The sequence below is a fragment of the Klebsiella sp. BIGb0399 genome (genome assembly GCF_003752615.1).
In the GTDB taxonomy this organism is placed as follows: domain Bacteria; phylum Pseudomonadota; class Gammaproteobacteria; order Enterobacterales; family Enterobacteriaceae; genus Klebsiella; species Klebsiella lignicola.
The window spans coordinates 155,044-176,739 of the sequence record NZ_RKHT01000009.1; the positions used below are offsets into that span (position 1 = coordinate 155,044).

Here is a 21,696-nt window from a genome sequence, read left to right on the forward strand (position 1 = left end):
ATCAGGTTCTCTCCGTTTTGCTCAACCACATCTCATCCATGCCGCCGCCGCGGATATGCATGGGATACACATGCTCGCTGCCATCGACCATCACATCCACGAAGACCAGACGGTTATTACGCACCTGCTCCAGCGCCTCGGCCAGCTTAGACTCCAGCTCTTGTGGTTCGCTGATTCGGATCCCCACATGGCCATAGGCTTCTGCAACCCGGACGAAATCCGGTAGCGACTCCATATAGGATTGTGAATGACGGCCGGAATAGATCATATCCTGCCACTGTTTCACCATCCCGAGATAGCGGTTGTTGAGGTTCAGCACCAGCACCGGCAGCTCGTACTGCAGCGCGGTAGACAGCTCCTGAATATTCATCTGGATGCTGCCATCGCCGGTCACGCAAACCACGGTCTCCGCCGGCAGAGCCATCTTCACGCCGAGCGCGGCGGGTAAGCCGAAGCCCATCGTGCCGAGGCCGCCGGAGTTAATCCAACGTCGTGGTTTGTCGAACGGATAATAAAGCGCGGCGAACATCTGATGCTGGCCCACATCGGACGCCACATAGGCGTCGCCATTGGTCAGGCGCCAGATGGTCTCGATCACCGCCTGCGGTTTGATCTTGTCGCTTTGCGTGTCGTATTGCAGACAGTGACGCGCGCGCCACTGTTCGATCTGCTGCCACCAGTCGCGGATCTCATCCAGCGGCTGTTGCGCCTCTTCCTGCTCCAGCAGTTCGAGCATTTGTTCCAGCACCAGACGGGCATCGCCGACGATCGGGACATCCGCCGGCACCGTTTTAGAGATCGACGTAGGATCGATATCAATATGCAGCACCGTGGCATTCGGGCAGTACTTGGCCAGATTGTTGGTGGTGCGATCGTCAAAACGCACGCCGACGGCGAAAATCACGTCGGAATGATGCATAGTCATATTCGCTTCGTAGGTACCGTGCATCCCCAGCATGCCTAACGCCTGCGGATGGGTCGCCGGGAAAGCTCCGAGGCCCATCAGCGACGAGGCCACCGGCAGGTTCAGTTTTTCCACCAGGGTACGCAGCTGCGGCTCGCATTGGGCGTTAATCGCCCCGCCGCCGACATAGACAACCGGATGCTTCGCCGCAACCAGCGTCTGCAGGGCGCGCTTGATTTGCCCTTTGTGACCGCTGGTGGTCGGGTTATAGGAACGCATGCTGACGCTGTCCGGCCACGCGTACGGCAGTTTGTTTGCCGGGTTGAGGATATCTTTTGGTAAATCTACCACCACCGGACCCGGACGGCCGCTGGCCGCCAGCCAGAACGCTTTTTTCAGCACGCCGGGGATGTCTTCCGTCTGCTTAACCAGGAAGCTGTGTTTCACAACCGGTCGGGAGATACCGACCATGTCACACTCCTGGAAGGCATCATAACCAATCAGCGAGGTCGCCACCTGCCCGGAGAGGATCACCAGCGGGACGGAATCCATGTATGCCGTTGCAATGCCGGTAATGGCGTTGGTCGCGCCCGGGCCAGACGTCACCAGGACGACGCCCACTTCACCGGTCGCACGAGCAAGGCCGTCCGCCATATGCACCGCCGCCTGCTCATGGCGAACCAGAATATGGTCGATACCGCCAAGGGTATGCAACGCATCATAGATATCGAGGACCGCGCCCCCGGGGTAACCGAATACTTGCTTGACGCCCTGATCGACAAGCGATTGGACGACCATCTCGGCTCCTGACAACATCTCCATGGTTTGCCTCCAGGCTTATTGTTTTTAACGACAGCAGAAGTCAATTTCCGCGCGTTCGCACAAGGCCGGGAATCGTCGCCCGGCCTTGAGGTGAATGGACTGCGTGTCATTACCATAACTGCTCGCCAACGGGCAGGCAATTAGCCACCTCAGAGGCGCACAGGCCATCAAAAGCATAAAAGATAACAATTTGATATGAATCGTGGTTAAAAGCTTCGTAAACCAGAAGCGTGCGTGGGCATTACTCGGATAAATAGTCTGTTGGCAGAAAATCATCCATTTTTCACCTGGCATTCGGCAGACCCGCCGGCGGCAAACAGAATAATATTCTGCATTTTTTGGATTTTGTCACACAACGCGAGAGCAGTTACTCCCGTTTGTGTCACTGAACATTTAGCGCTGACAAATGCTCACCAGCAATTCTTCCATCCACTGATGTCCTTTATCTTTCCCGGCCGCATCATGCCATGAAATATAGCAGGTACGACTGTTTACCTTCAGCGGTAATGGCAATAGCTGTAGCCCCAGCTTTTCCGCGTGCTCATTCGCCAGCCAGCGTGGTGCTATCGCGACCATATTCGTTTGCGACACCACATTTAATACGCTGACCATCGCATTTCCCTGATAAGCAATGCGCGCCTGTTTATTCACCGAGCTATACCATGGCAGACTAAACGACGCGAAGCGATCCAGCGCAACAACCGCATGTTCTTCTTGATAAATATCCGTTTCCGATAGCGGACCAGAAATACGCGGGTGTTTATTACTGGCGACTAATACCATTTCATCTTTAAATAATGGCACACAGGAAAACTCCGGGCGACGAAACTCTTCATAACCGATAACAAATTCAATTTCCTGATAACGTAAATGATGCTCTGTATCTTTATTAAGTGAAGCCTTAAAAATTAAATGAATATTCGGCGCCACGGCATTTACTTTATTAAAAATAATTGAAGTCAAATAGTTATCCAGAGGACTACAGACGCACAGCGTAAATACCCGCTCACTACTGACCGGTTCAAAACCAGAGCCCGGAAGTTCATTCTGCACCAGTTGCAACGCCTGACGTACTGAGCCGAACAGCTGGAATGCGCGTGCAGTCGGTTGAATCCCCCGCCCATAGCGAACAAACAACTCATCGTTAAACATCACCTTCAGACGTGCGACAGCGTTACTCACTGCGGGCTGAGACATGCCGAGCGATTGCGCCGCACGGGTAATATTTTGCTCCTGCATGACGGCATCAAAAACCGTCAATAGATTAAGATCGACGGTTCTGAGTTGTGGCTTAACAATTTCCCCCTCAGGGGCGGATTTAGGTTCAGCAGTTTCAATAATCATATCCAGGTCCACCATTACGCGAAATTCCCTTTTCAAAAAACATGGCAAGTAGTATTGAAAATATCATTTACCATACATATGTCATTTGCAAAAGGGTACGGATGCATTTTAGGAATATATCAAACGCTATAAGTAAGCGCGGTTAACCTGAACGGCCATTATCTTAAAATCCCGCACCGCCATAACCATATCGTTCACTTTATGATATTAAGTGTACTCATAACCCATAGAGATAAACAACACCACCATCCGTTAACTATAATTTAAGCGCCATTAAATCATGCAGCGAAACCCTGTCTGAAATTAACACTCCATTATCATTGATGAGGTTTTGTTATCCATGGAGAAATATTCAATGAAAGAATAATTCCATAACATTCATCAAGATACCTTCATTCAAAAACCATCAGGCGCTATGTGTGGAATGATAATAACTTTCGCCAACAACTTTGAATTTTCTTATCCGTCTCGCTGATAGAAAAACGATCGTCGGTAAAAAGGCCTCATCATCAGCACAATTAGCTAATCAATCCCGGCGGCGAAAAGCGCTTTTTCTTGTCCAAGGGTTGACATCAAAAGACGTATCCAGTAACTCTAAGAGCATAACGATTTCATCTGGAGCATGACGCAATGATTCGCACTACTCGTTTCATCAGCCTACTACTACTAAACGCATCCACTATGCGCGGTAGGCTGTTGGGCGACGTTCAGCGTTAAGTCATCTTCCAGCAAGACTATAAAACCCGCGCCATTGCGCGGGTTTTTTTATGCTCGTCAGCAAGGCGCCCAGGACACCGATTAAGGATCTAAACCATGAGCCAGCAAGTCATTATTTTCGATACGACCTTACGTGACGGTGAGCAAGCGTTACAGGCCAGCCTGAGCGTTAAAGAGAAGCTGCAGATTGCCTTAGCCCTCGAGCGTATGGGCGTTGATGTAATGGAAGTCGGTTTCCCGGTTTCCTCCCCTGGCGACTTCGAATCCGTACAAACTATCGCGCGCACCATCAAGAACAGCCGCGTTTGTGCCCTGGCGCGCTGTGTAGAGAAAGACATTGATGTTGCCGCCGAATCCTTAAAGGTCGCGGAAGCGTTTCGTATTCACACCTTTATTGCCACCTCGCCGATGCATATCGCCACCAAGCTGCGCAGCACCCTGGATGAGGTCATTGAGCGCGCGGTCTATATGATCAAACGCGCACGCAATTACACCGACGATGTCGAGTTCTCCTGTGAAGATGCGGGCCGTACGCCGATTGCCGACCTGGCACGCGTGGTCGAAGCCGCCATTAACGCCGGTGCAACGACAATCAACATCCCGGACACCGTCGGCTACACCATGCCGTTCGAATTCTCCAACATCATCACCGGCCTGTACGACCACGTGCCGAATATCGACAAAGCCATTATCTCTGTGCACACCCATGACGATTTAGGTCTGGCCGTCGGCAACGCCATCGCCGCCGTCCATGCCGGTGCGCGTCAGGTCGAAGGTGCCATGAACGGCATCGGCGAGCGTGCAGGCAACTGCTCGCTGGAAGAGGTGATCATGGCGATTAAAGTGCGCAAAGACATCATGGATGTCCGTACCCGCATTAATCACAACGAGATCTGGCGTACCAGCCAGACCGTCAGCCAGATTTGCAATATGCCGATTCCGGCCAACAAAGCCATCGTCGGCACCGGCGCCTTCGCACACTCCTCCGGCATCCACCAGGATGGCGTGCTGAAGAACCGCGAAAACTACGAAATCATGACCCCGGAATCCATCGGCCTGAATCAGGTGCAGTTGAACCTGACCTCCCGCTCCGGCCGTGCGGCGGTCAAACACCGCATGGAAGAGATGGGCTACAAAGACAGCGACTACAACATGGATCACCTGTATGACGCGTTCCTGAAGCTGGCGGACAAAAAAGGTCAGGTCTTCGACTACGACCTGGAAGCGCTGGCCTTCATTAACAAGCAGCAGGAAGAGCCAGAACATTTCCGCATGGACTACTTCAGCGTCCAGTCCGGCTCCAACGCTATCGCTACCGCTTCCGTCAAGCTGGTCTGCGGTGATGAAGTGAAAGCCGAAGCCGCCAACGGTAATGGTCCGGTTGACGCCGTGTATCAGGCCATCAACCGCGTCACCGGCTATGACATCGAACTGGTTAAATATGGCTTAAGCGCCAAAGGCCACGGTAAAGATGCGCTGGGTCAGGTCGACATCGTGGTGAACTACAACGGTCGTCGCTTCCATGGCGTCGGTCTGGCGACCGATATCGTTGAATCCTCCGCGAAGGCGATGATTCACGTTCTGAACAACATCTGGCGCGCCGCTGAAGTCGAAAAAGAATTGCAACGCAAAGCTCAAAATAACGAGAACAAGAAGGAAACTGTGTAATGTCGAAGAATTACCATATTGCTGTGTTGCCAGGTGATGGCATTGGCCCGGAAGTCATGAACCAGGCGATGAAAGTACTGGAAGCTGTCCGTACCCGTTTTGATATGCGCATTACCACCAGCCAATATGATGTCGGTGGCGCTGCCATCGACCGTCAGGGTTCCCCGCTGCCGCAGGCTACGGTGGAAGGCTGCGAGCAGGCCGATGCGATTCTGTTCGGTTCCGTCGGCGGCCCGAAATGGGAACACCTGCCGCCAGACGGTCAGCCGGAGCGCGGTGCGCTGCTGCCGCTGCGTAAACACTTCAAACTGTTCAGCAACCTGCGTCCGGCGAAGCTGTACCAGGGGCTGGAAGAGTTTTGCCCGCTGCGCGCGGATATCGCCGCTAATGGCTTCGACATTCTGTGCGTCCGCGAACTGACCGGCGGCATCTACTTCGGCCAGCCGAAAGGTCGCGAAGGCAGCGGTCAGCACGAAAAAGCGTTTGATACCGAAGTCTATCATCGCTTCGAAATCGAACGGATTGCGCACATCGCTTTCCAGTCCGCGCGTAAACGTCGTCATAAAGTCACTTCTATCGATAAAGCCAACGTGCTGCAGTCATCTATTCTGTGGCGCGAAGTGGTCAGCGAGATTGCAAAATCCTACCCGGACGTTGAGCTGTCGCACATGTACATCGACAACGCCACCATGCAGTTGATTAAAGATCCGTCCCAGTTCGACGTGCTGCTGTGCTCCAACCTGTTCGGCGACATTCTGTCTGACGAATGCGCGATGATCACCGGCTCGATGGGCATGCTGCCCTCTGCCAGCCTCAACGAACAAGGTTTTGGTCTGTACGAACCTGCTGGCGGCTCCGCTCCGGATATCGCTGGCAAAAACATCGCCAACCCGATCGCGCAGATCCTCTCCCTGGCGCTGCTGCTGCGCTATAGCCTGGATGCCGAAGCCGCAGCAACCGCTATCGAAAACGCGATTAACCGTGCATTAGAAGAAGGTGTCCGCACCGGCGATCTGGCGCGCGGCACGGCGGCCGTTGGTACCGATGAAATGGGCGATATCATTGCCCGCTATGTCGCTGAAGGGGTGTAATCATGGCGAAGACCTTATACGAAAAGTTGTTTGATGCTCACGTGGTTTATGAAGCTCAAAACGAAACCCCGCTGCTGTACATCGACCGCCATCTGGTGCACGAAGTCACCTCCCCGCAGGCCTTCGACGGCCTGCGCGCGCACAACCGCCCGGTACGTCAGCCGGGTAAAACCTTCGCCACCATGGATCACAACGTCTCCACCCAGACCAAAGACATCAATGCGTCCGGTGAAATGGCACGAATTCAGATGCAGGAACTGATCAAGAACTGCAAAGAGTTCGGCGTGGAGCTGTATGACCTGAACCACCCGTATCAGGGCATCGTCCACGTGATGGGCCCGGAGCAAGGGGTTACCCTGCCGGGGATGACCATCGTCTGCGGCGACTCCCATACTGCGACCCACGGTGCATTTGGTGCGCTGGCCTTCGGCATCGGCACCTCTGAAGTTGAGCACGTGCTGGCGACGCAGACCCTGAAACAGGGCCGTGCCAAAACCATGAAAATTGCCGTTAACGGCAAAGCGGCGCCGGGCATCACCGCCAAAGATATCGTGCTGGCGATCATCGGTAAAACCGGCAGCGCCGGCGGTACCGGTCACGTTGTGGAGTTCTGCGGTGAAGCCATTCGCGATCTGAGCATGGAAGGTCGTATGACCCTGTGCAATATGGCGATTGAGATGGGTGCCAAAGCAGGCCTGGTCGCGCCGGACGCAACCACCTTTAACTACGTCAAAGGCCGTCTGCATGCACCGAAAGGCGAGGATTTTGACGCCGCGGTGAAATACTGGGAAACCCTGCAAACCGACGCTGACGCCACATTTGATACCGTGGTGACCCTGCAGGCTGAAGAGATTGCCCCGCAGGTGACCTGGGGAACCAACCCGGGCCAGGTGATTTCCGTCACCGATATGATCCCCGACCCGGCCTCTTTCGCCGATCCGGTCGAACGCGCCAGTGCGGAAAAAGCACTGGCCTATATGGGCCTGAAGCCGGGTATCCCGTTAACCGACGTGGCTATCGATAAAGTATTTATCGGCTCCTGCACCAACTCACGTATTGAAGATTTACGCGCCGCGGCAGAGATCGCCAAAGGGCGCAAAGTCGCGCCGGGCGTGCAGGCATTAGTGGTTCCAGGCTCTGGCCCGGTAAAAGCGCAGGCAGAAGCCGAAGGGCTGGATAAGATTTTCATCGACGCCGGCTTTGAATGGCGCCTGCCGGGCTGCTCCATGTGCCTGGCGATGAACAACGACCGCCTGAACCCGGGCGAGCGCTGCGCCTCAACCAGCAACCGTAACTTTGAAGGCCGTCAGGGCCGCGGCGGACGTACCCACTTAGTCAGCCCGGCAATGGCCGCCGCTGCCGCCGTTACCGGTCACTTCGCCGACATCCGCGACATCAAATAAGGAAACCATCATGGCAGAGAAATTTACCCAACATACGGGCCTGGTGGTTCCGCTGGATGCCGCAAACGTCGATACCGATGCGATCATTCCCAAGCAGTTCCTGCAGAAAGTCACGCGTACCGGCTTTGGCGCACACCTGTTCAATGACTGGCGTTTTCTCGACGATCAGGGGCAGCAGCCTAACCCGGAATTTGTCCTGAACTTTCCGCAGTATAAAGGTGCCTCGATTCTGCTGGCGCGGGAAAACTTCGGCTGCGGCTCATCCCGTGAGCATGCGCCCTGGGCATTGACGGACTACGGCTTTAAAGTGGTTATCGCTCCCAGCTTCGCCGATATCTTTTACGGCAACAGCTTCAACAACCAGCTGCTGCCGGTCACGCTGAGCGACGAGCAGGTCGATGAACTGTTTGCGCTGGTGCAGGCCAACCCTGGCATCAGCTTTGAGGTCGACCTGGAGTCCGAAGTGGTGAAAGCGGGTGATAAATCCTACCGCTTTAGCATCGACACCTTCCGCCGCCACTGCATGCTCAACGGTCTCGATAGCATCGGCCTGACGCTGCAGCACGAAGCGGCAATCTCAGCCTACGAGAACAAGCTGCCGGCCTTCATGAACTAACCACGCCGCTGATTACCCTGCCCGGTCCCATGACCGGGCATTTTTTTACCGATGGATCCTACAATGACAAAAGCGATAACCGTAAAAAACATCACCTTTCAGGAAGGGACGACGCTGATTTGCGTTCCGCTGATCGGTAAAACCCTCGACGAGCTGAAAACGCATGCCCGCACACTGGCTGACGCCGGCGCCGATCTTATCGAATGGCGCGTCGATCACTTTACCGGCGTCCGGGACGACGAACAGATCCGCCTGGCGCTGACGGAGATCCGCCAGCAACTCGCGACGATCCCGCTGCTGTTCACCTTTCGCAGCCACAAAGAGGGCGGCGAAACGGAACTCGATGATGACGCCTACTTTGCGCTCAACCGTCTGGCCGTCGCCAGCGGGCTGGTCGATCTGATTGATATTGAGCTTTTCAATGAGGAAACGCAGATTCGGGCATTGGTCGCTGAGGCCCATGCTGCCGGGGTGAAAGTGATCATGAGCAACCATGATTTCCAGAAAACGCCGCCGCAGAATGAGATAGTCGACCGGCTGTGCCGGATGCAGGAACTGGGCGCCGATTTGCCCAAAATAGCGGTCATGCCGCAGTCGCCGCAGGACGTGCTGACGCTCCTCGGCGCAACGCTGACCATGAAAGAACAGCACGCCACCCGCCCGTTAATCACCATGTCGATGGGAAAAATGGGCGGTGTGAGCCGGGTTACCGGGCGCCTGTTCGGATCGGCGATGACCTTCGGCAGCGTAGGCCAGGCCTCCGCGCCAGGGCAGATTGCCGTCGGCAAGCTGCGGGAGCTGATGGATATTCTTTCCTGAGCCTGGTGCCTGTGTATCGTTCCTGATCGAGATGCCGCATCGCCGTAGTCCACGATGCGGCATCAGGACTAGATATCTTTGACTTTGCTGGTCAGGAACAGCGTCAGTACCGAAATCACCGCAATGGCCCAGTAGACGCTGGCGTGACCGTAGCTTTGCGACAGCGCCCCTTGCAGCACGCCCGCCAGAATCACCCCGGTCGAAATACTGTTGGTAAACAGCGTGGTCGCCGCTCCCGCCCGTCCCGGCATCAGGTCCTGAAACCACAGCATGCCGATCCCGGCGACAATCCCGATAAATATGGCATTGAACAGCTGCAGCGCCAGCAGCGCGGTACGATGGTGAAACAGGATCAGGCCGATATAAAACAGCACGCCGGCCGCCACCGCCGCCACCATCATTTTGCGTTTGCCCCAGCGCTTCACATAGTAGCCCGCCAGAATCATCGCCGGGATTTCCAGCCCGGCCGCCGTCCCCATCAGGATCCCGGCGAGACTGTCCGGCAAACCGAGGTCGCTGCTGATCCACAGCGGCATATCGATGATATACATGGTGTTGCAGGTCCACATCAGCGTCGAGGCGATAAACAGCATACGCACGTTTTTATCCTGCCATCCTCCCGCCGGTAGCGCCGCGCCGTCCGTTTCCGAAGGCTGCTCCACCCGCGCCACCGAGGGCAGCTTCACGGCGATCAGCGCCAGACTGATCACGAAAATACCGGCAGCAATCGAGAACATGGTGGTAAAGCCGTAATTCAGCGCCAGCATAAAGGCCAGCGGCGGCCCGATAACCCACGCCAGCGACAGCTGAGCACGCATCACCGAGCTGAACATCACCACTTCCCGCGCCGAGCTGTCGGCATATTCCCGCGCCAGGGCAAACAGCTGCGGCATCGCGGCATTGGCGATCGACGCCAGCATTACGCCGCAGGTGATCAGGGTTAAGTAGTGGCGATTGAAGGCAAACAACAGGGCGTTACCCACCGCCATCAGGCAGCAGAACATGATCAGCCGACGGCGATCGCCCTGGCTGTCGGATCGTTTTGCCAGCGCCAGACTTACCGCAATCCCGGCAATAGCGTTAACGGTATAAAACAGGCCGATCCAAAACGGTTGTGCGCCCACTTCGCGGCTGAGGAACAGGCTAAGGGTGGGAGCCTGAAGCGCGCCCGCAATGCCCATCATAAACGCGACCAGCATAAAAGCCGCGTAGACGCCGTTCAGCCGCCGTCCCATCGTCATTAACCACAGCATGTCATGTCCTTAAAGCACGCGAAGAAACGAAAAAAGCCAGCAGAAGCAATCTGCTGGCAGGTGATTTTATACTCTATCTATTTCAAGTGACAGACAGGCGACCAAAACGTTTTGGCTTCAGTCACGTGACCTGAGTTTGAAAGCGGACAGGTATACACCAATACTCAGTCACACATGATATCGGCAAGGCCATGATCAGAGGTCTGTGACGTAACTCCCCACTGCATCAGCTCGCCAAGAATCTTCTGCTGTCTCCCTGCCATCAAGCGGGCCAGCCATGACGCATCCTGCGTCGCAGAAAAGTAGCGTTGGTAGAACTGTTTCGCGGTAGACCCCATCATATTCACCTCCTCGCTTCATCGAAGTGGATTATTGGCCTAATATAGGGATTAATAAATTGCTGACTTTTCATCAGGAGTTCCCCTTTTATGTCTTCTGCTCGTTTGCAACAACAGTTCATCCGCCTCTGGCAGTGCTGCGAAGGCCAATCGCAGGAGACGACGCTTAACGAACTGGCAGAGATGCTGTGCTGTTCTCGCCGCCATATGCGCACGCTGCTGAACATGATGGAAGCCCGCGGCTGGCTAACCTGGGAGGCGGAAGCCGGGCGCGGTAAGCGTTCCAGGCTGACCTTCCTCTATACCGGCCTGGCGCTGCAGCAGCAGCGGGCAGAAGATCTGCTAGAGCAGGATCGGATCGATCAGCTGGTTCAACTGGTGGGGGATAAAGCCGCCGTGCGCCAGATGCTGGTGTCGCATCTCGGCCGCAGCTTTCGCCAGGGGCGGCATATTCTCCGGGTGCTCTACTACCGGCCGATGAAAAATCTGCTCCCCGGCAGCGCGCTGCGCCGCTCGGAAAACCATATCGCCCGGCAGATCTTCAGCGCGCTGACCCGGGTAAATGAGGAAAACGGGGAACTGGAAGCCGATATCGCCCACCACTGGCAGCAGATCTCGCCGACCCACTGGCGGTTCTTTCTCCGTCCCGGCATTCATTTTCACCACGGCAGAGAGCTGGAGATGGAGGATGTGATTGCCTCCTTACAGCGCAGCAACACCCTGCCGCTCTATGCGCATATCGAACGTATTGTCTCCCCCACAGCCTGGACTCTGGACATCCACCTGACACAACCGGACCGTTGGCTACCGTGGCTGTTGGGCCAGGTTTCGGCGGTGGTGCTGCCGCGGGAATGGCAGTCGATGGACAATTTCGCCAGTATGCCGGTCGGCACCGGGCCTTACGCGGTGGTACGCAACAATCAAAACCAGCTCAAGATCCACGCCTTCGATGACTATTTTGGCTACCGGGCGCTGATCGATGAAGTCAACGTCTGGGTGCTGCCGGAAATTAGCGAAGAACCCAACGGCGGCTTAACGCTGCAGGGCACCACCCAAAGTGAGAAGGCGGTTGAGAGCCGCCTTGAAGAAGGGTGCTATTACCTGCTGTTTGATGCCCGCAGCCCGCTGGGCGACAACAGCGCGGTGCGTCAATGGCTCAGCTACCTGTTCCAGCCCGCCACGCTGCTCTACCATGCCGGCGAACATTACCAGGGTAACTGGTTCCCGGCCTACGGCCTGCTGCCCCGCTGGCACCACGCCCGCAGCCACGCCTGTGAAAAACCGGCGGGGCTGGAATCCGTCACCCTGACCTATTATCGCGATCACGTCGAACACCGGGTGATGGGCGGGATCATGGCGGAGCTGCTGGCGGAGCATCAGGTAAAACTTGAGATTCAGGAGCTGGAGTACGAGGAGTGGCACCGCGGTGAGGTGGTCAGCGATATCTGGCTGAACAGCGCCAACTTTACCTTGCCGATCGATTTTTCACTCTTTGCCTTGCTGTACGAAGTCCCGCTGATTCGCCACTGCATCCCCATCGACTGGGAGCAGGAAGCCCGGCGCTGGCACGCCGGCGAATTAAATCCGGCCACCTGGAGCCAGCAGTTGCTGGCCAATCAAACCGTCGTTCCGCTGATCCACCACTGGCTGATGATCCAGGGCCAGCGCAGCATGCGCGGCGTGCGCATGAACACCCTCGGCTGGTTTGATTTCAAATCCGCATGGTTTGCCCCGCCGGAGCCGTAATGCTTTCAGTCAACTAACAAAATCATTACACTATTCGCCGTTCTCAACGGGGTGCTATTAAACATACGCGCCATCGTTCGGACTACCTCCGCGTTGGCCACTGAACAGGCTGGCTAACGCAGAGGCAGCGCGAAGGATGCAGTGTATAGGCTGAGAAAATACCCGTCGAACCTGATCCGGATAACGCCGGCGAAGGGATTTGGGGCCGACTCAAAATCCTTTGCCACCCTTTTTTATGAGGTGCAAAGTGTTGAAAAAATTACTCCCGCTGCTGGTCCTGGTCGCCGCGCCCGCGCTGGCGAAGCCTGTCCTTACCGTTTATACCTATGACTCTTTTTCCGCCGACTGGGGCCCTGGCCCGGTGGTGAAAAAGGCGTTTGAAGCCGACTGCAACTGCGAGCTGAAGTTCGTGGCACTGGAAGATGGCGTGTCGTTGCTTAACCGTCTGCGGATGGAGGGCAAAAACAGCAAAGCCGATGTCGTGCTCGGGCTGGATAACAATCTGCTGGAAGCGGCGGCGCAGAGCAAATTGTTCGCCAAAAGTCAGGTGCCGGCCAGCGCGGTCACGGTGCCTGGCGGCTGGGATAACGATACCTTCGTGCCGTTCGATTATGGCTACTTCGCGTTCGTCTACGATAAAAATAAGCTCCAGAACCCGCCTAAAAGCCTGAAAGAGCTGGTTGAAAGCGATCGGAAGTGGCGGGTTATCTATGAGGATCCGCGGACCAGTACGCCGGGCCTGGGGCTGCTGCTGTGGATGCAGAAAGTCTATGGCGATAAGGCCCCGGAAGCCTGGCAGAAGCTGGCAGCGAAAACGGTCACCGTCACCAAAGGCTGGAGCGAGGCCTACGGTCTGTTCCTGAAAGGGGAAAGCGACCTGGTGCTCAGCTATACCACCTCGCCGGCCTATCACATTATCGAAGAGAAAAAAGACCAGTACGCGGCCGCCGGTTTTACCGAAGGTCACTATCTGCAGGTTGAAGTCGCCGCGCGCACCGCCGCCAGCAAACAACCCGAACTGGCTGAGAAATTCCTCAAGTTTATGGTGTCACCGGCCTTCCAGAACGCGATCCCTACCGGCAACTGGATGTATCCGGTTACCCAGGTTGCGCTGCCCGCAGGCTTTGAGGCCCTGCAAAAACCGCAAACTACCCTGCAATTTACCCCGCAGCAGGTCGCCGCAGAACGTCAGAACTGGATTAATGCATGGCAACGCGCCGTCAGCCACTAAGTCTTAGCTGGCTGATACCGGGCCTGACGGCCAGCGCATTGCTGGTCGTCGTGGCGCTGTCGGCGTTTCTGGCGCTCTGGAGCAGCGCGCCGGAGGCCGCCTGGTCTTCGGTGTTGAACGATAGCTACCTGTGGCACGTTATCCGTTTCTCCTTCTGGCAGGCGTTTCTCTCGGCGCTTCTTTCCGTCGTGCCGGCGGTGTTTCTCGCCCGCGCGCTCTACCGCCGACGTTTTCCCGGTCGAACGCTGTTGCTGCGCCTGTGCGCAATGACGCTGATCCTGCCGGTACTGGTGGCGGTCTTCGGTATTCTTAGCGTGTACGGTCGTCAGGGCTGGTTGGCGACGCTGTTTAACGCCGTCGGCTGGCAGTGGGATTTCTCGCCCTACGGGTTACAGGGCATTCTGCTGGCGCACGTCTTCTTCAATATGCCGATGGCCACCCGCCTGCTGCTGCAGGCACTGGAGAATATCCCCGGAGAGCAGCGCCAGATAGCCGCCCAGTTGGGAATGCGCGGCTATCACTTTTTCCGCCTGGTGGAATGGCCGTGGCTCCGGCGGCAAATCCCGCCCGTTGCGGCGCTGATTTTTATGCTGTGCTTCGCCAGTTTCGCCACCGTGCTGTCCCTCGGCGGCGGCCCGCAGGCCACCACTATTGAGCTGGCGATCTACCAGGCGCTGAGCTTTGATTACGATCCGGCCCGCGCCGCGATGCTGGCGCTGATCCAGATGATCTGCTGTCTCGGGCTGGTGCTGCTTGCCCAGCGCTTGAGCAAAGCGGTCGCCATCGGTGTGAGCCATGTTCACGGCTGGCGCGATCCGGACGATCGCCTGCACAGCCGCCTCAGCGACGCGGTGTTAATTGCTCTCGCGCTCCTGCTACTGCTTCCTCCGCTGCTGGCGGTTGTCGTCGACGGCCTGAATAGCAACCTGTTCAGCGTACTGGCCCGCCCGGCGTTGTGGCAGGCGTTCTGGACCTCGCTGCGCATCGCGCTGTGCGCCGGGGTGCTGAGCGTTATTCTGACGATGATGCTGCTGTGGAGCAGTCGTGAACTGCGTCTGCGTAACCAGCCTCTGGCGGGGCAGACGCTGGAGCTTAGCGGCATGCTAATCCTCGCCATGCCGGGGATCGTGCTGGCAACCGGCTTCTTTTTACTGCTCAATAACAGTATCGGCCTGCCCGAATCCGCTGACGGAATCGTGATCTGCACCAACGCGCTGATGGCCATTCCCTACGCCCTGAAGGTGCTGGAAAACCCGATGCGCGATATCGCCGTACGCTACGGTCAGCTGTGCCACTCCCTCGGCATGAGTGGTGTCACCCGCCTGCGGGTGGTCGAACTGCGCGCCTTAAAACGCCCGCTGGCCCAGGCGCTGGCCTTTGCCTGCGTGCTGTCGATCGGCGATTTTGGCGCCGTCGCGCTGTTCGGGAACGACACTTTCCGCACGCTGCCGTTCTATCTGTACCAGCAGATTGGCGCCTATCGTAGCCAGGATGGCGCGGTGACCGCCCTGCTGCTGCTGGTGCTGTGCTTTGTCCTCTTTACCGTGATTGAGAAACTTCCGGGGCGTGATGCTAAAACTGAATGATGTAACCTGGCTCTACCAGCATCTGCCGATGCGGTTCACGCTCTCCGTTGAGCGAGGTGAACGCATCGCCGTGCTCGGCCCCAGCGGCACGGGGAAAAGTACGCTGCTGAACCTGATCGCCGGCTTTTTGCCACCGGCAAGCGGCACGATAATCATCGACGGCCAGCCGCATACCGATACGCCGCCGGCCCGGCGCCCGGTGTCGATGTTATTCCAGGAAAACAATCTCTTTAACCATCTCACCGTCCGCCAGAATATCGGCCTCGGGATGCATCCGGGGCTGAAGCTCACCGCCGCGCAGACTGCCAGCCTGCAGGCCATCGCCGGACAAATGGGGATTGATACACTGCTGGACAGGCTGCCGGGGGAACTCTCCGGCGGCCAGCGTCAGCGCGCCGCGCTGGCACGCTGTCTGGTTCGGGAACAGCCGGTGTTGTTGCTGGATGAGCCGTTTTCCGCCCTCGACCCGGCGCTGCGTCAGGAGATGCTGGCGCTGGTCAGCGACGTGTGCCAGCAGCAGCAGTTAACCCTGCTGATGGTGTCGCACAGCGTCGAAGACGCCGCGCGCATCGCCCCACGATCGCTGGTGGTCGCTGACGGGCGTATCGCCTGGGACGGCGACACCGACACTTTACTTCAGGGAAACAGCAGCGCCTCTCACCTGTTAGGGATCAGCGCGCGATAACCTTGTGCAGAATATCGAGGTAGACCGGCATCAGCGGATGGCGAATCACCACGGTTAACGCCACGCCGGCCAGCACCACCGTCAGGGGAGTCAGCCAAAGCAAGCGTGGGCGAGGCAGGAAGCGCGTCAGACGATCGCGCGTTTTCGCGCTCCGCCACAGCCGCCAGCACAACCAGCCCGCCAGCCACACCAGCAGCGCGGCCAGCAGCAGCAGCCACTTGAAGCTGGCGCTGTGTTCATCGGCAGGAATATCAATCGCCGCACCGGCCAGAATCCCCGGCATAAAGTACAGCGGCGGCCAGAGCAGACAGCCAATAATATTCGGCGGGATAAACTTCATTACCGGGAGGTCGAGCATGCCGGCCACCATTGGTACCAGCGGTCGCGTCGGGCCGACGAAGCGGCCGATCAGAATGGTTACCATGCTGTGCTGATGTAGCGCGTGCTCGGTTTTATCCAGCAGCGCTTTGTTTTTCTTCATAAACGACCAGCGGTGCAACGGTTTCTTAAACCGCCAGCCGAGCCAGAAGGAGATCCAGTCGCCGAGCAAACAGCCGACAATCCCCGCCAGCCACGCCTGCCAGAAGTTGACTTCACCGCTACCGATGAGCGCCCCAAGACCGGCCATCATCACCGTTCCCGGCAATATCAGCCCCACCAGCGCCAACGACTCCAGGAAGGCGACCAGCATCACGGCTATCAAGGAATAGACCGTGGATTGGGTGATAAAATGTTCCAGCAAAGCTTGCATAATGTGCCCGGTTTCAAAACGAAGCACGGATTTTCCAGAGCCGTCGTGCATTCGTCAAGCCATCAATTGTCAGAATAAACCCGTCATACTTCAAGTTGCATGAGCGTTGGCTTTCCTCGCTCACCCCAGTCACTTACTTGAGTAAGCTCCTGGGGATTCCCTGCGTTGCCGCCTTCCTGCAACTCGAATTATTTAGGGTTTAGTTTACTGGTTGTGACAATTTTCCGGCGCAACATTTCATTTTATTTACGTTTTATTCACAGCCCGCGCGGAATTCACTCGGGCTGGCGCCGGTACATTTTTTAAACACCCGCGAGAAATAGAGCTGATCTTCAAAACCGACATTGCGCCCCACCGTAGCGATCGGCATCCGGGTGGTGCTGAGCAGCAGCTTCGCCTGGCTGATGCGCTGATCTTCCCGCCACCCCAGCACGCTGATGCCCAGCTGCTGACGGAACAGGTGCGACAGCCGCGAAGGCGACAGACAAACGTGTTGGGCAACGCTGGCGATATCGAAATGGCTGTCTGCCAGATGATCGCTGATGTACTGGCAGGCATCGCGCACGCGGTTGTCCAGCGGCGGATGCAGCGACTCGTTGATGGCCTCCATGCGCCGCAGCAGCAACTGCTCCAGCAGATTGATCGCCAGCAGCTCCGAGTAACGTCCGGCCCCTTGTCCCGCCTCAACAATTTGACCAAATAGCTCGCAAAAACGCGTCTGCCACGGCTCATCGGGACGGAAAAAACCGGTATGAGCGAAGATCGTCGGCCAGTTCAGCCATTCATGCCAGTAGGCGCGTGGGCGGAAGTAGACCCACTGGTGATACCACTCCCGGGCGTCAGGATGGCGCCCGTAATGATGAATCTCCCCCGGCGGAAACAGCAAAATATCCCCTGGCCGGCAGACAAACTGCTGGTCGTGGTTGTTGATCACCCCTTCGCCGCGAATGGTCAGGTTGAGGATATAGCCCTTCATTCCCAACGGGCGATCGATAAAGAAATCCAGATAGCCATCGGCATCAATCGGCGTTAGCCCCGTCACCAGATGGGCGTTGAAAGAGTAGCCCGGCAATAGCGGATCGTTTTGTGTTTCAGCCATAAGATCGGCTCTCCTGGATATCACATGGAAACCAATTGTCCATATTCAACATTGTACTGCTAACCCGTTGTTCCGTACTGGGACGGCGGTTGAAATTTAGAGCAAAACCCGCCACCTCACAGCAAAAACCGATGATAGCGCACATTTAAAGCACTTTCACCGGGTAACAGGTGTGTCTATATGGACGGCAGGAAAGTCCACATTGAATATTTGCACGGCGTCACACTTTGCGATGCTATAGCAAAATAGTCCATAAGATTAGCGAATACGGCCTGACGGTTTTGGCCATGAATATCTACTGTTTCACCATTAATGGTTTTCTGCATGGAGTAACAGCATGGCAATTGCGATTGGCCTCGATTTTGGTAGTGATTCAGTACGCGCCCTGGCGGTGGAATGTGCCACCGGCGCCGAACTCGCTACCAGCGTAGAATGGTACCCGCGCTGGCAGGAGGGTCTGTTCTGCGACGGTCCGAATAACCAGTTCCGCCATCACCCGCGCGACTACATTGAGTCGATGGAATCCGCACTGAAAAGTGTGCTGGCGTTATTAAGCGCCGAACAACGTGCCAGCGTGGTTGGCATCGGCGTCGACAGCACCGGTTCCACACCGGCGCCGATCGATGCTGACGGTCAGGTACTGGCGCTGCGCGACGAGTTTGCCGATAACCCGAACGCCATGTTCGTGCTGTGGAAAGACCACACCTCAGTTGAAGAGGCTGAAGCTATTACCCGCCTGTGCCACCAGCCGGGCAAAGAGGATTACTCCCGCTATATCGGTGGGATCTACTCCAGCGAATGGTTCTGGGCAAAAATACTTCACGTAACCCGTCAGGACAGCGCCGTCGCGCAGGCCGCGGTGTCGTGGGTAGAGCTGTGCGACTGGGTTCCGGCCCTGCTTTCCGGCACCACCCGTCCGCAGGATCTGCGTCGCGGCCGCTGCAGCGCCGGGCACAAATCTCTGTGGCATGAGAGCTGGGGCGGCCTGCCGCCTGCCAGCTTCTTCGATGAACTCGATCCGATTATCAACCAGAACCTGGCGTGGCCGATGTTCAGCGACACCTGGACCGCCGATGTGCCGGTCGGCTCGCTGTGCGCGGAATGGGCCGAACGTCTTGGCCTGCCGGAAACGGTGATCCTCTCCGGCGGTGCATTTGACTGCCACATGGGCGCCGTCGGCGCCGGCGCGCAGCCAAACGCGCTGGTCAAAGTGATCGGCACCTCCACCTGCGACATCCTGATCGCCGATAAACAGAGCGTCGGCAACCGCACGGTGAAAGGGATCTGCGGCCAGGTTGATGGCAGCGTGGTACCTGACTTTATCGGGATGGAAGCCGGGCAATCTGCCTTCGGGGATATCTACGCCTGGTTTGGCCGTATTCTCGGCTGGCCGCTGGAACAGCTAGCGCAACAACATCCGGAACTGAAAGCACAGATTAACGCCCAGCAGAAACAGCTGCTGCCGGCGCTGACCGAAGCCTGGGCGAAAAACCCGTCCCTCGAACATCTGCCGGTGGTCCTCGACTGGTTCAACGGCCGCCGTACCCCCAACGCTAACCAGCGCCTGAAAGGGGTGATTACCGATCTCAACCTCGCCACCGATGCACCAGCCTTGTTTGGCGGTCTGGTGGCGGCCACCGCCTTCGGGGCGCGCGCCATTATGGAGTGCTTCACCGAGCAGGGCATCCCGGTCAACAACGTGATGGCGCTGGGCGGCATCGCCCGCAAAAACCAGGTGATCATGCAGGCCTGCTGCGACGTGCTGAACCGGCCGCTGCAGATTGTCGCTTCCGATCAGTGTTGCGCGCTCGGCGCGGCAATCTTCGCCGCCGTCGCCGCGGGGGTGTATGAGGATATCCCGACAGCCCAGCACCATATGGCAAGCCAGGTCGAAAGCACCCTGCAGCCGCGCCCTCAGCAGGCACAACGCTTTGAACAACTTTATCAGCGCTACCAGCAGTGGTCGGTCAGCGCCGAACAACAGTATCTCCCTTCGGCTGTGAAGGCGGAAAAAGCCCCGCATTCTCAGGCAGCCCTCACCCATTAAGGACACGACAATGACAATTTTTGATAACTACGAAGTATGGTTCGTGATTGGCAGCCAGCATCTGTATGGCCCGGAAGCGCTGCGTCAGGTGACCAAACATGCTGAACATGTGGTGAACAGCCTGAACGCCGAAGCAAAACTGCCGTGCAAGCTGGTGTTAAAGCCGCTTGGTACCACGCCAGATGAGATCACCCATATCTGCCGCGACGCCAACTACGATGACAAGTGCGCAGGGATGGTGGTGTGGCTGCATACCTTCTCACCGGCCAAAATGTGGATTAACGGCCTGACTATCCTGAATAAACCGCTGCTGCAGTTCCACACCCAGTACAATGCTTCCCTGCCGTGGGACAGCATCGATATGGACTTTATGAACCTCAACCAGACCGCGCACGGCGGCCGTGAGTTCGGCTTCATTGGCGCGCGTATGCGTCAGCAGCACAGCGTTGTGACCGGCCACTGGCAGGATCAGGGCGCGCATCAGCGTATTGGTTCCTGGATGCGCCAGGCGGTATCGAAGCAGGATACCCGCCATCTGAAAGTGTGCCGCTTCGGCGACAACATGCGTGAAGTGGCGGTTACCGACGGTGACAAAGTGGCCGCACAGATCAAATTCGGCTTCTCGGTTAACACCTGGGCGGTGGGCGATCTGGTGCAGGTGGTCAACAGCATCAGCGATGGCGACATCAGCGCGCTGGTTGACGAGTATGAAAGCAGCTACCGCCTGACCCCGGCGGCACAGATTCACGGTGATAAGCGCCAGAACGTGCTGGATGCCGCCCGCATTGAGCTGGGGATGAAGCGCTTCCTTGAGCAGGGCGGTTTCCACGCCTTCACCACCACGTTTGAAGATTTGCACGGCCTGAAACAGCTTCCGGGTCTCGCCGTACAGCGTCTGATGCAGCAAGGCTATGGCTTCGCTGGCGAAGGCGACTGGAAAACCGCCGCCCTGCTTCGCATCATGAAGGTGATGTCAACCGGTCTGCAGGGCGGCACCTCCTTTATGGAAGATTACACCTACCACTTCGACAACGGTAACGACCTGGTGCTGGGCTCGCACATGCTGGAAGTGTGCCCGACCATCGCCACCCCGGAGAAACCGATCCTCGACGTCCAGCCGCTGGGCATCGGTGGCAAAGCCGATCCGGCCCGCCTGATCTTTAACACCCAGACCGGCCCGGCGCTGGTGGCAAGCCTGGTGGATCTGGGCGATCGCTTCCGCCTGCTGGTGAACACCGTGGAAACCGTGCCAACGCCGCACGATCTGCCGAAACTGCCGGTTGCCAACGCCCTGTGGAAAGCCCAGCCGGATCTGCGCACCGCGTCAGAAGCCTGGATCATTGCCGGTGGCGCGCACCATACCGTCTTCAGCCATGCGCTGACCCTCGACGATATGCGCCAGTTCGCCGAGCTGCAGGATATCGAGCTGACGGTAATCGACGACGAAACGCGTCTGCCGTCCTTTAAAGATGCCCTGCGCTGGAACGAAGTTTATTACGGTTCAAAACGCTAAGCGTGCCTCCCCTCTTCCTGCCCGCCGGGAAGAGGGGAAATCCGTACTCTCCTGTTATTCGGA

The 21,696-nt window shown here is 57.2% G+C and carries 18 protein-coding genes and 1 riboswitch; of the genes, 12 read left to right on the forward strand and 6 right to left on the reverse strand.

Annotated elements, in window-relative coordinates:
* Window position 1 precedes the first annotated feature (1 nt).
* Window positions 2-1,726 (reverse strand): acetolactate synthase 3 large subunit, encoded by a 1,725-nt coding sequence (gene ilvI / locus EDF82_RS21415; protein ID WP_123757509.1) that lies wholly within the window; start codon window positions 1,724-1,726, stop codon window positions 2-4.
* 393 nt (window positions 1,727-2,119) lie between these two features.
* Window positions 2,120-3,085, reverse strand: coding sequence for a transcriptional regulator LeuO (leuO, locus tag EDF82_RS21425; RefSeq protein ID WP_370453893.1), 966 nt, complete (start codon window positions 3,083-3,085; stop codon window positions 2,120-2,122).
* A 615-nt stretch (window positions 3,086-3,700) separates the two neighbouring features.
* Between leuO and leuL the strand changes: the two genes are divergently transcribed.
* The 6 genes from leuL (at window position 3,701) to aroD (ending at window position 9,384) form a co-directional block, all read left to right on the forward strand.
* The gene (leuL, locus tag EDF82_RS21430) at window positions 3,701-3,787 is read left to right on the forward strand and encodes a leu operon leader peptide (protein ID WP_123757511.1); all 87 of its coding nucleotides are present in this window, start codon (window positions 3,701-3,703) and stop codon (window positions 3,785-3,787) included.
* Window positions 3,788-3,883: 96 nt separating this feature from the next.
* Window positions 3,884-5,455 (forward strand): 2-isopropylmalate synthase, encoded by a 1,572-nt coding sequence (gene leuA / locus EDF82_RS21435; RefSeq protein ID WP_123757512.1) that lies wholly within the window; start codon window positions 3,884-3,886, stop codon window positions 5,453-5,455.
* On the forward strand, window positions 5,455-6,546 hold the full coding sequence (gene leuB, locus EDF82_RS21440) for a 3-isopropylmalate dehydrogenase (protein WP_123757513.1): 1,092 nt from the start codon (window positions 5,455-5,457) through the stop codon (window positions 6,544-6,546). The genes leuA and leuB overlap by 1 nt, the downstream gene beginning before the upstream one ends.
* Window positions 6,547-6,548: 2 nt before the next feature.
* Window positions 6,549-7,949: a 3-isopropylmalate dehydratase large subunit gene (leuC, locus tag EDF82_RS21445; RefSeq protein ID WP_123757514.1), complete on the forward strand. Its 1,401-nt coding sequence runs from the start codon at window positions 6,549-6,551 to the stop codon at window positions 7,947-7,949.
* A gap of 10 nt (window positions 7,950-7,959) precedes the next feature.
* On the forward strand, window positions 7,960-8,565 hold the full coding sequence (leuD, locus tag EDF82_RS21450) for a 3-isopropylmalate dehydratase small subunit (protein WP_123757515.1): 606 nt from the start codon (window positions 7,960-7,962) through the stop codon (window positions 8,563-8,565).
* 63 nt (window positions 8,566-8,628) lie between these two features.
* A complete protein-coding gene (aroD, locus tag EDF82_RS21455; protein ID WP_123757516.1) occupies window positions 8,629-9,384 on the forward strand; it encodes a type I 3-dehydroquinate dehydratase in 756 nt (251 codons plus the stop codon).
* A gap of 68 nt (window positions 9,385-9,452) precedes the next feature.
* Here aroD and EDF82_RS21460 read toward each other — a convergent pair whose 3' ends face one another.
* Both EDF82_RS21460 and sgrT read right to left on the reverse strand, forming a co-directional pair.
* Window positions 9,453-10,637, reverse strand: coding sequence for a sugar efflux transporter (locus EDF82_RS21460; RefSeq protein WP_123757517.1), 1,185 nt, complete (start codon window positions 10,635-10,637; stop codon window positions 9,453-9,455).
* A 164-nt stretch (window positions 10,638-10,801) separates the two neighbouring features.
* Window positions 10,802-10,978 carry a glucose uptake inhibitor SgrT gene (gene sgrT, locus EDF82_RS21465; RefSeq protein ID WP_123757518.1) on the reverse strand — a complete coding sequence of 59 codons (177 nt, stop codon included), beginning with the start codon at window positions 10,976-10,978 and terminating at the stop codon, window positions 10,802-10,804.
* 87 nt (window positions 10,979-11,065) lie between these two features.
* Between sgrT and sgrR the strand changes: the two genes are divergently transcribed.
* The 4 genes from sgrR to thiQ all read left to right on the forward strand — a co-directional run bounded on the left by sgrR (window position 11,066) and on the right by thiQ (window position 16,223).
* A complete protein-coding gene (gene sgrR / locus EDF82_RS21470; RefSeq protein WP_123757519.1) occupies window positions 11,066-12,721 on the forward strand; it encodes an HTH-type transcriptional regulator SgrR in 1,656 nt (551 codons plus the stop codon).
* A 37-nt stretch (window positions 12,722-12,758) separates the two neighbouring features.
* Window positions 12,759-12,937: riboswitch (TPP riboswitch) on the forward strand.
* Window positions 12,938-12,968: 31 nt separating this feature from the next.
* Window positions 12,969-13,952: a thiamine ABC transporter substrate binding subunit gene (thiB, locus tag EDF82_RS21475; protein WP_123757520.1), complete on the forward strand. Its 984-nt coding sequence runs from the start codon at window positions 12,969-12,971 to the stop codon at window positions 13,950-13,952.
* Complete coding sequence (thiP, locus tag EDF82_RS21480) at window positions 13,928-15,538, forward strand: thiamine/thiamine pyrophosphate ABC transporter permease ThiP (RefSeq protein WP_123757521.1); 1,611 nt, start codon at window positions 13,928-13,930, stop codon at window positions 15,536-15,538. Before thiB ends, thiP begins: the two co-directional genes overlap by 25 nt.
* Complete coding sequence (gene thiQ, locus EDF82_RS21485; protein ID WP_123757522.1) at window positions 15,522-16,223, forward strand: thiamine ABC transporter ATP-binding protein ThiQ; 702 nt, start codon at window positions 15,522-15,524, stop codon at window positions 16,221-16,223. Before thiP ends, thiQ begins: the two co-directional genes overlap by 17 nt.
* Here thiQ and EDF82_RS21490 read toward each other — a convergent pair.
* Window positions 16,210-16,974: a DedA family protein gene (locus EDF82_RS21490; RefSeq protein ID WP_123757704.1), complete on the reverse strand. Its 765-nt coding sequence runs from the start codon at window positions 16,972-16,974 to the stop codon at window positions 16,210-16,212. The two genes, thiQ and EDF82_RS21490, sit on opposite strands and share 14 nt — an antisense overlap.
* Before the next feature lie 253 nt (window positions 16,975-17,227).
* Entirely contained in the window at window positions 17,228-18,073 is an 846-nt protein-coding gene (gene araC / locus EDF82_RS21495) for an arabinose operon transcriptional regulator AraC (protein WP_123757523.1), read from the reverse strand.
* A gap of 337 nt (window positions 18,074-18,410) precedes the next feature.
* Between araC and araB the strand changes: the two genes are divergently transcribed.
* Window positions 18,411-20,120: a ribulokinase gene (gene araB / locus EDF82_RS21500; protein ID WP_123757524.1), complete on the forward strand. Its 1,710-nt coding sequence runs from the start codon at window positions 18,411-18,413 to the stop codon at window positions 20,118-20,120.
* Between the two features lie 10 nt (window positions 20,121-20,130).
* The gene (araA, locus tag EDF82_RS21505) at window positions 20,131-21,633 is read left to right on the forward strand and encodes an L-arabinose isomerase (RefSeq protein ID WP_123757525.1); all 1,503 of its coding nucleotides are present in this window, start codon (window positions 20,131-20,133) and stop codon (window positions 21,631-21,633) included.
* Window positions 21,634-21,696 lie beyond the last annotated feature (63 nt).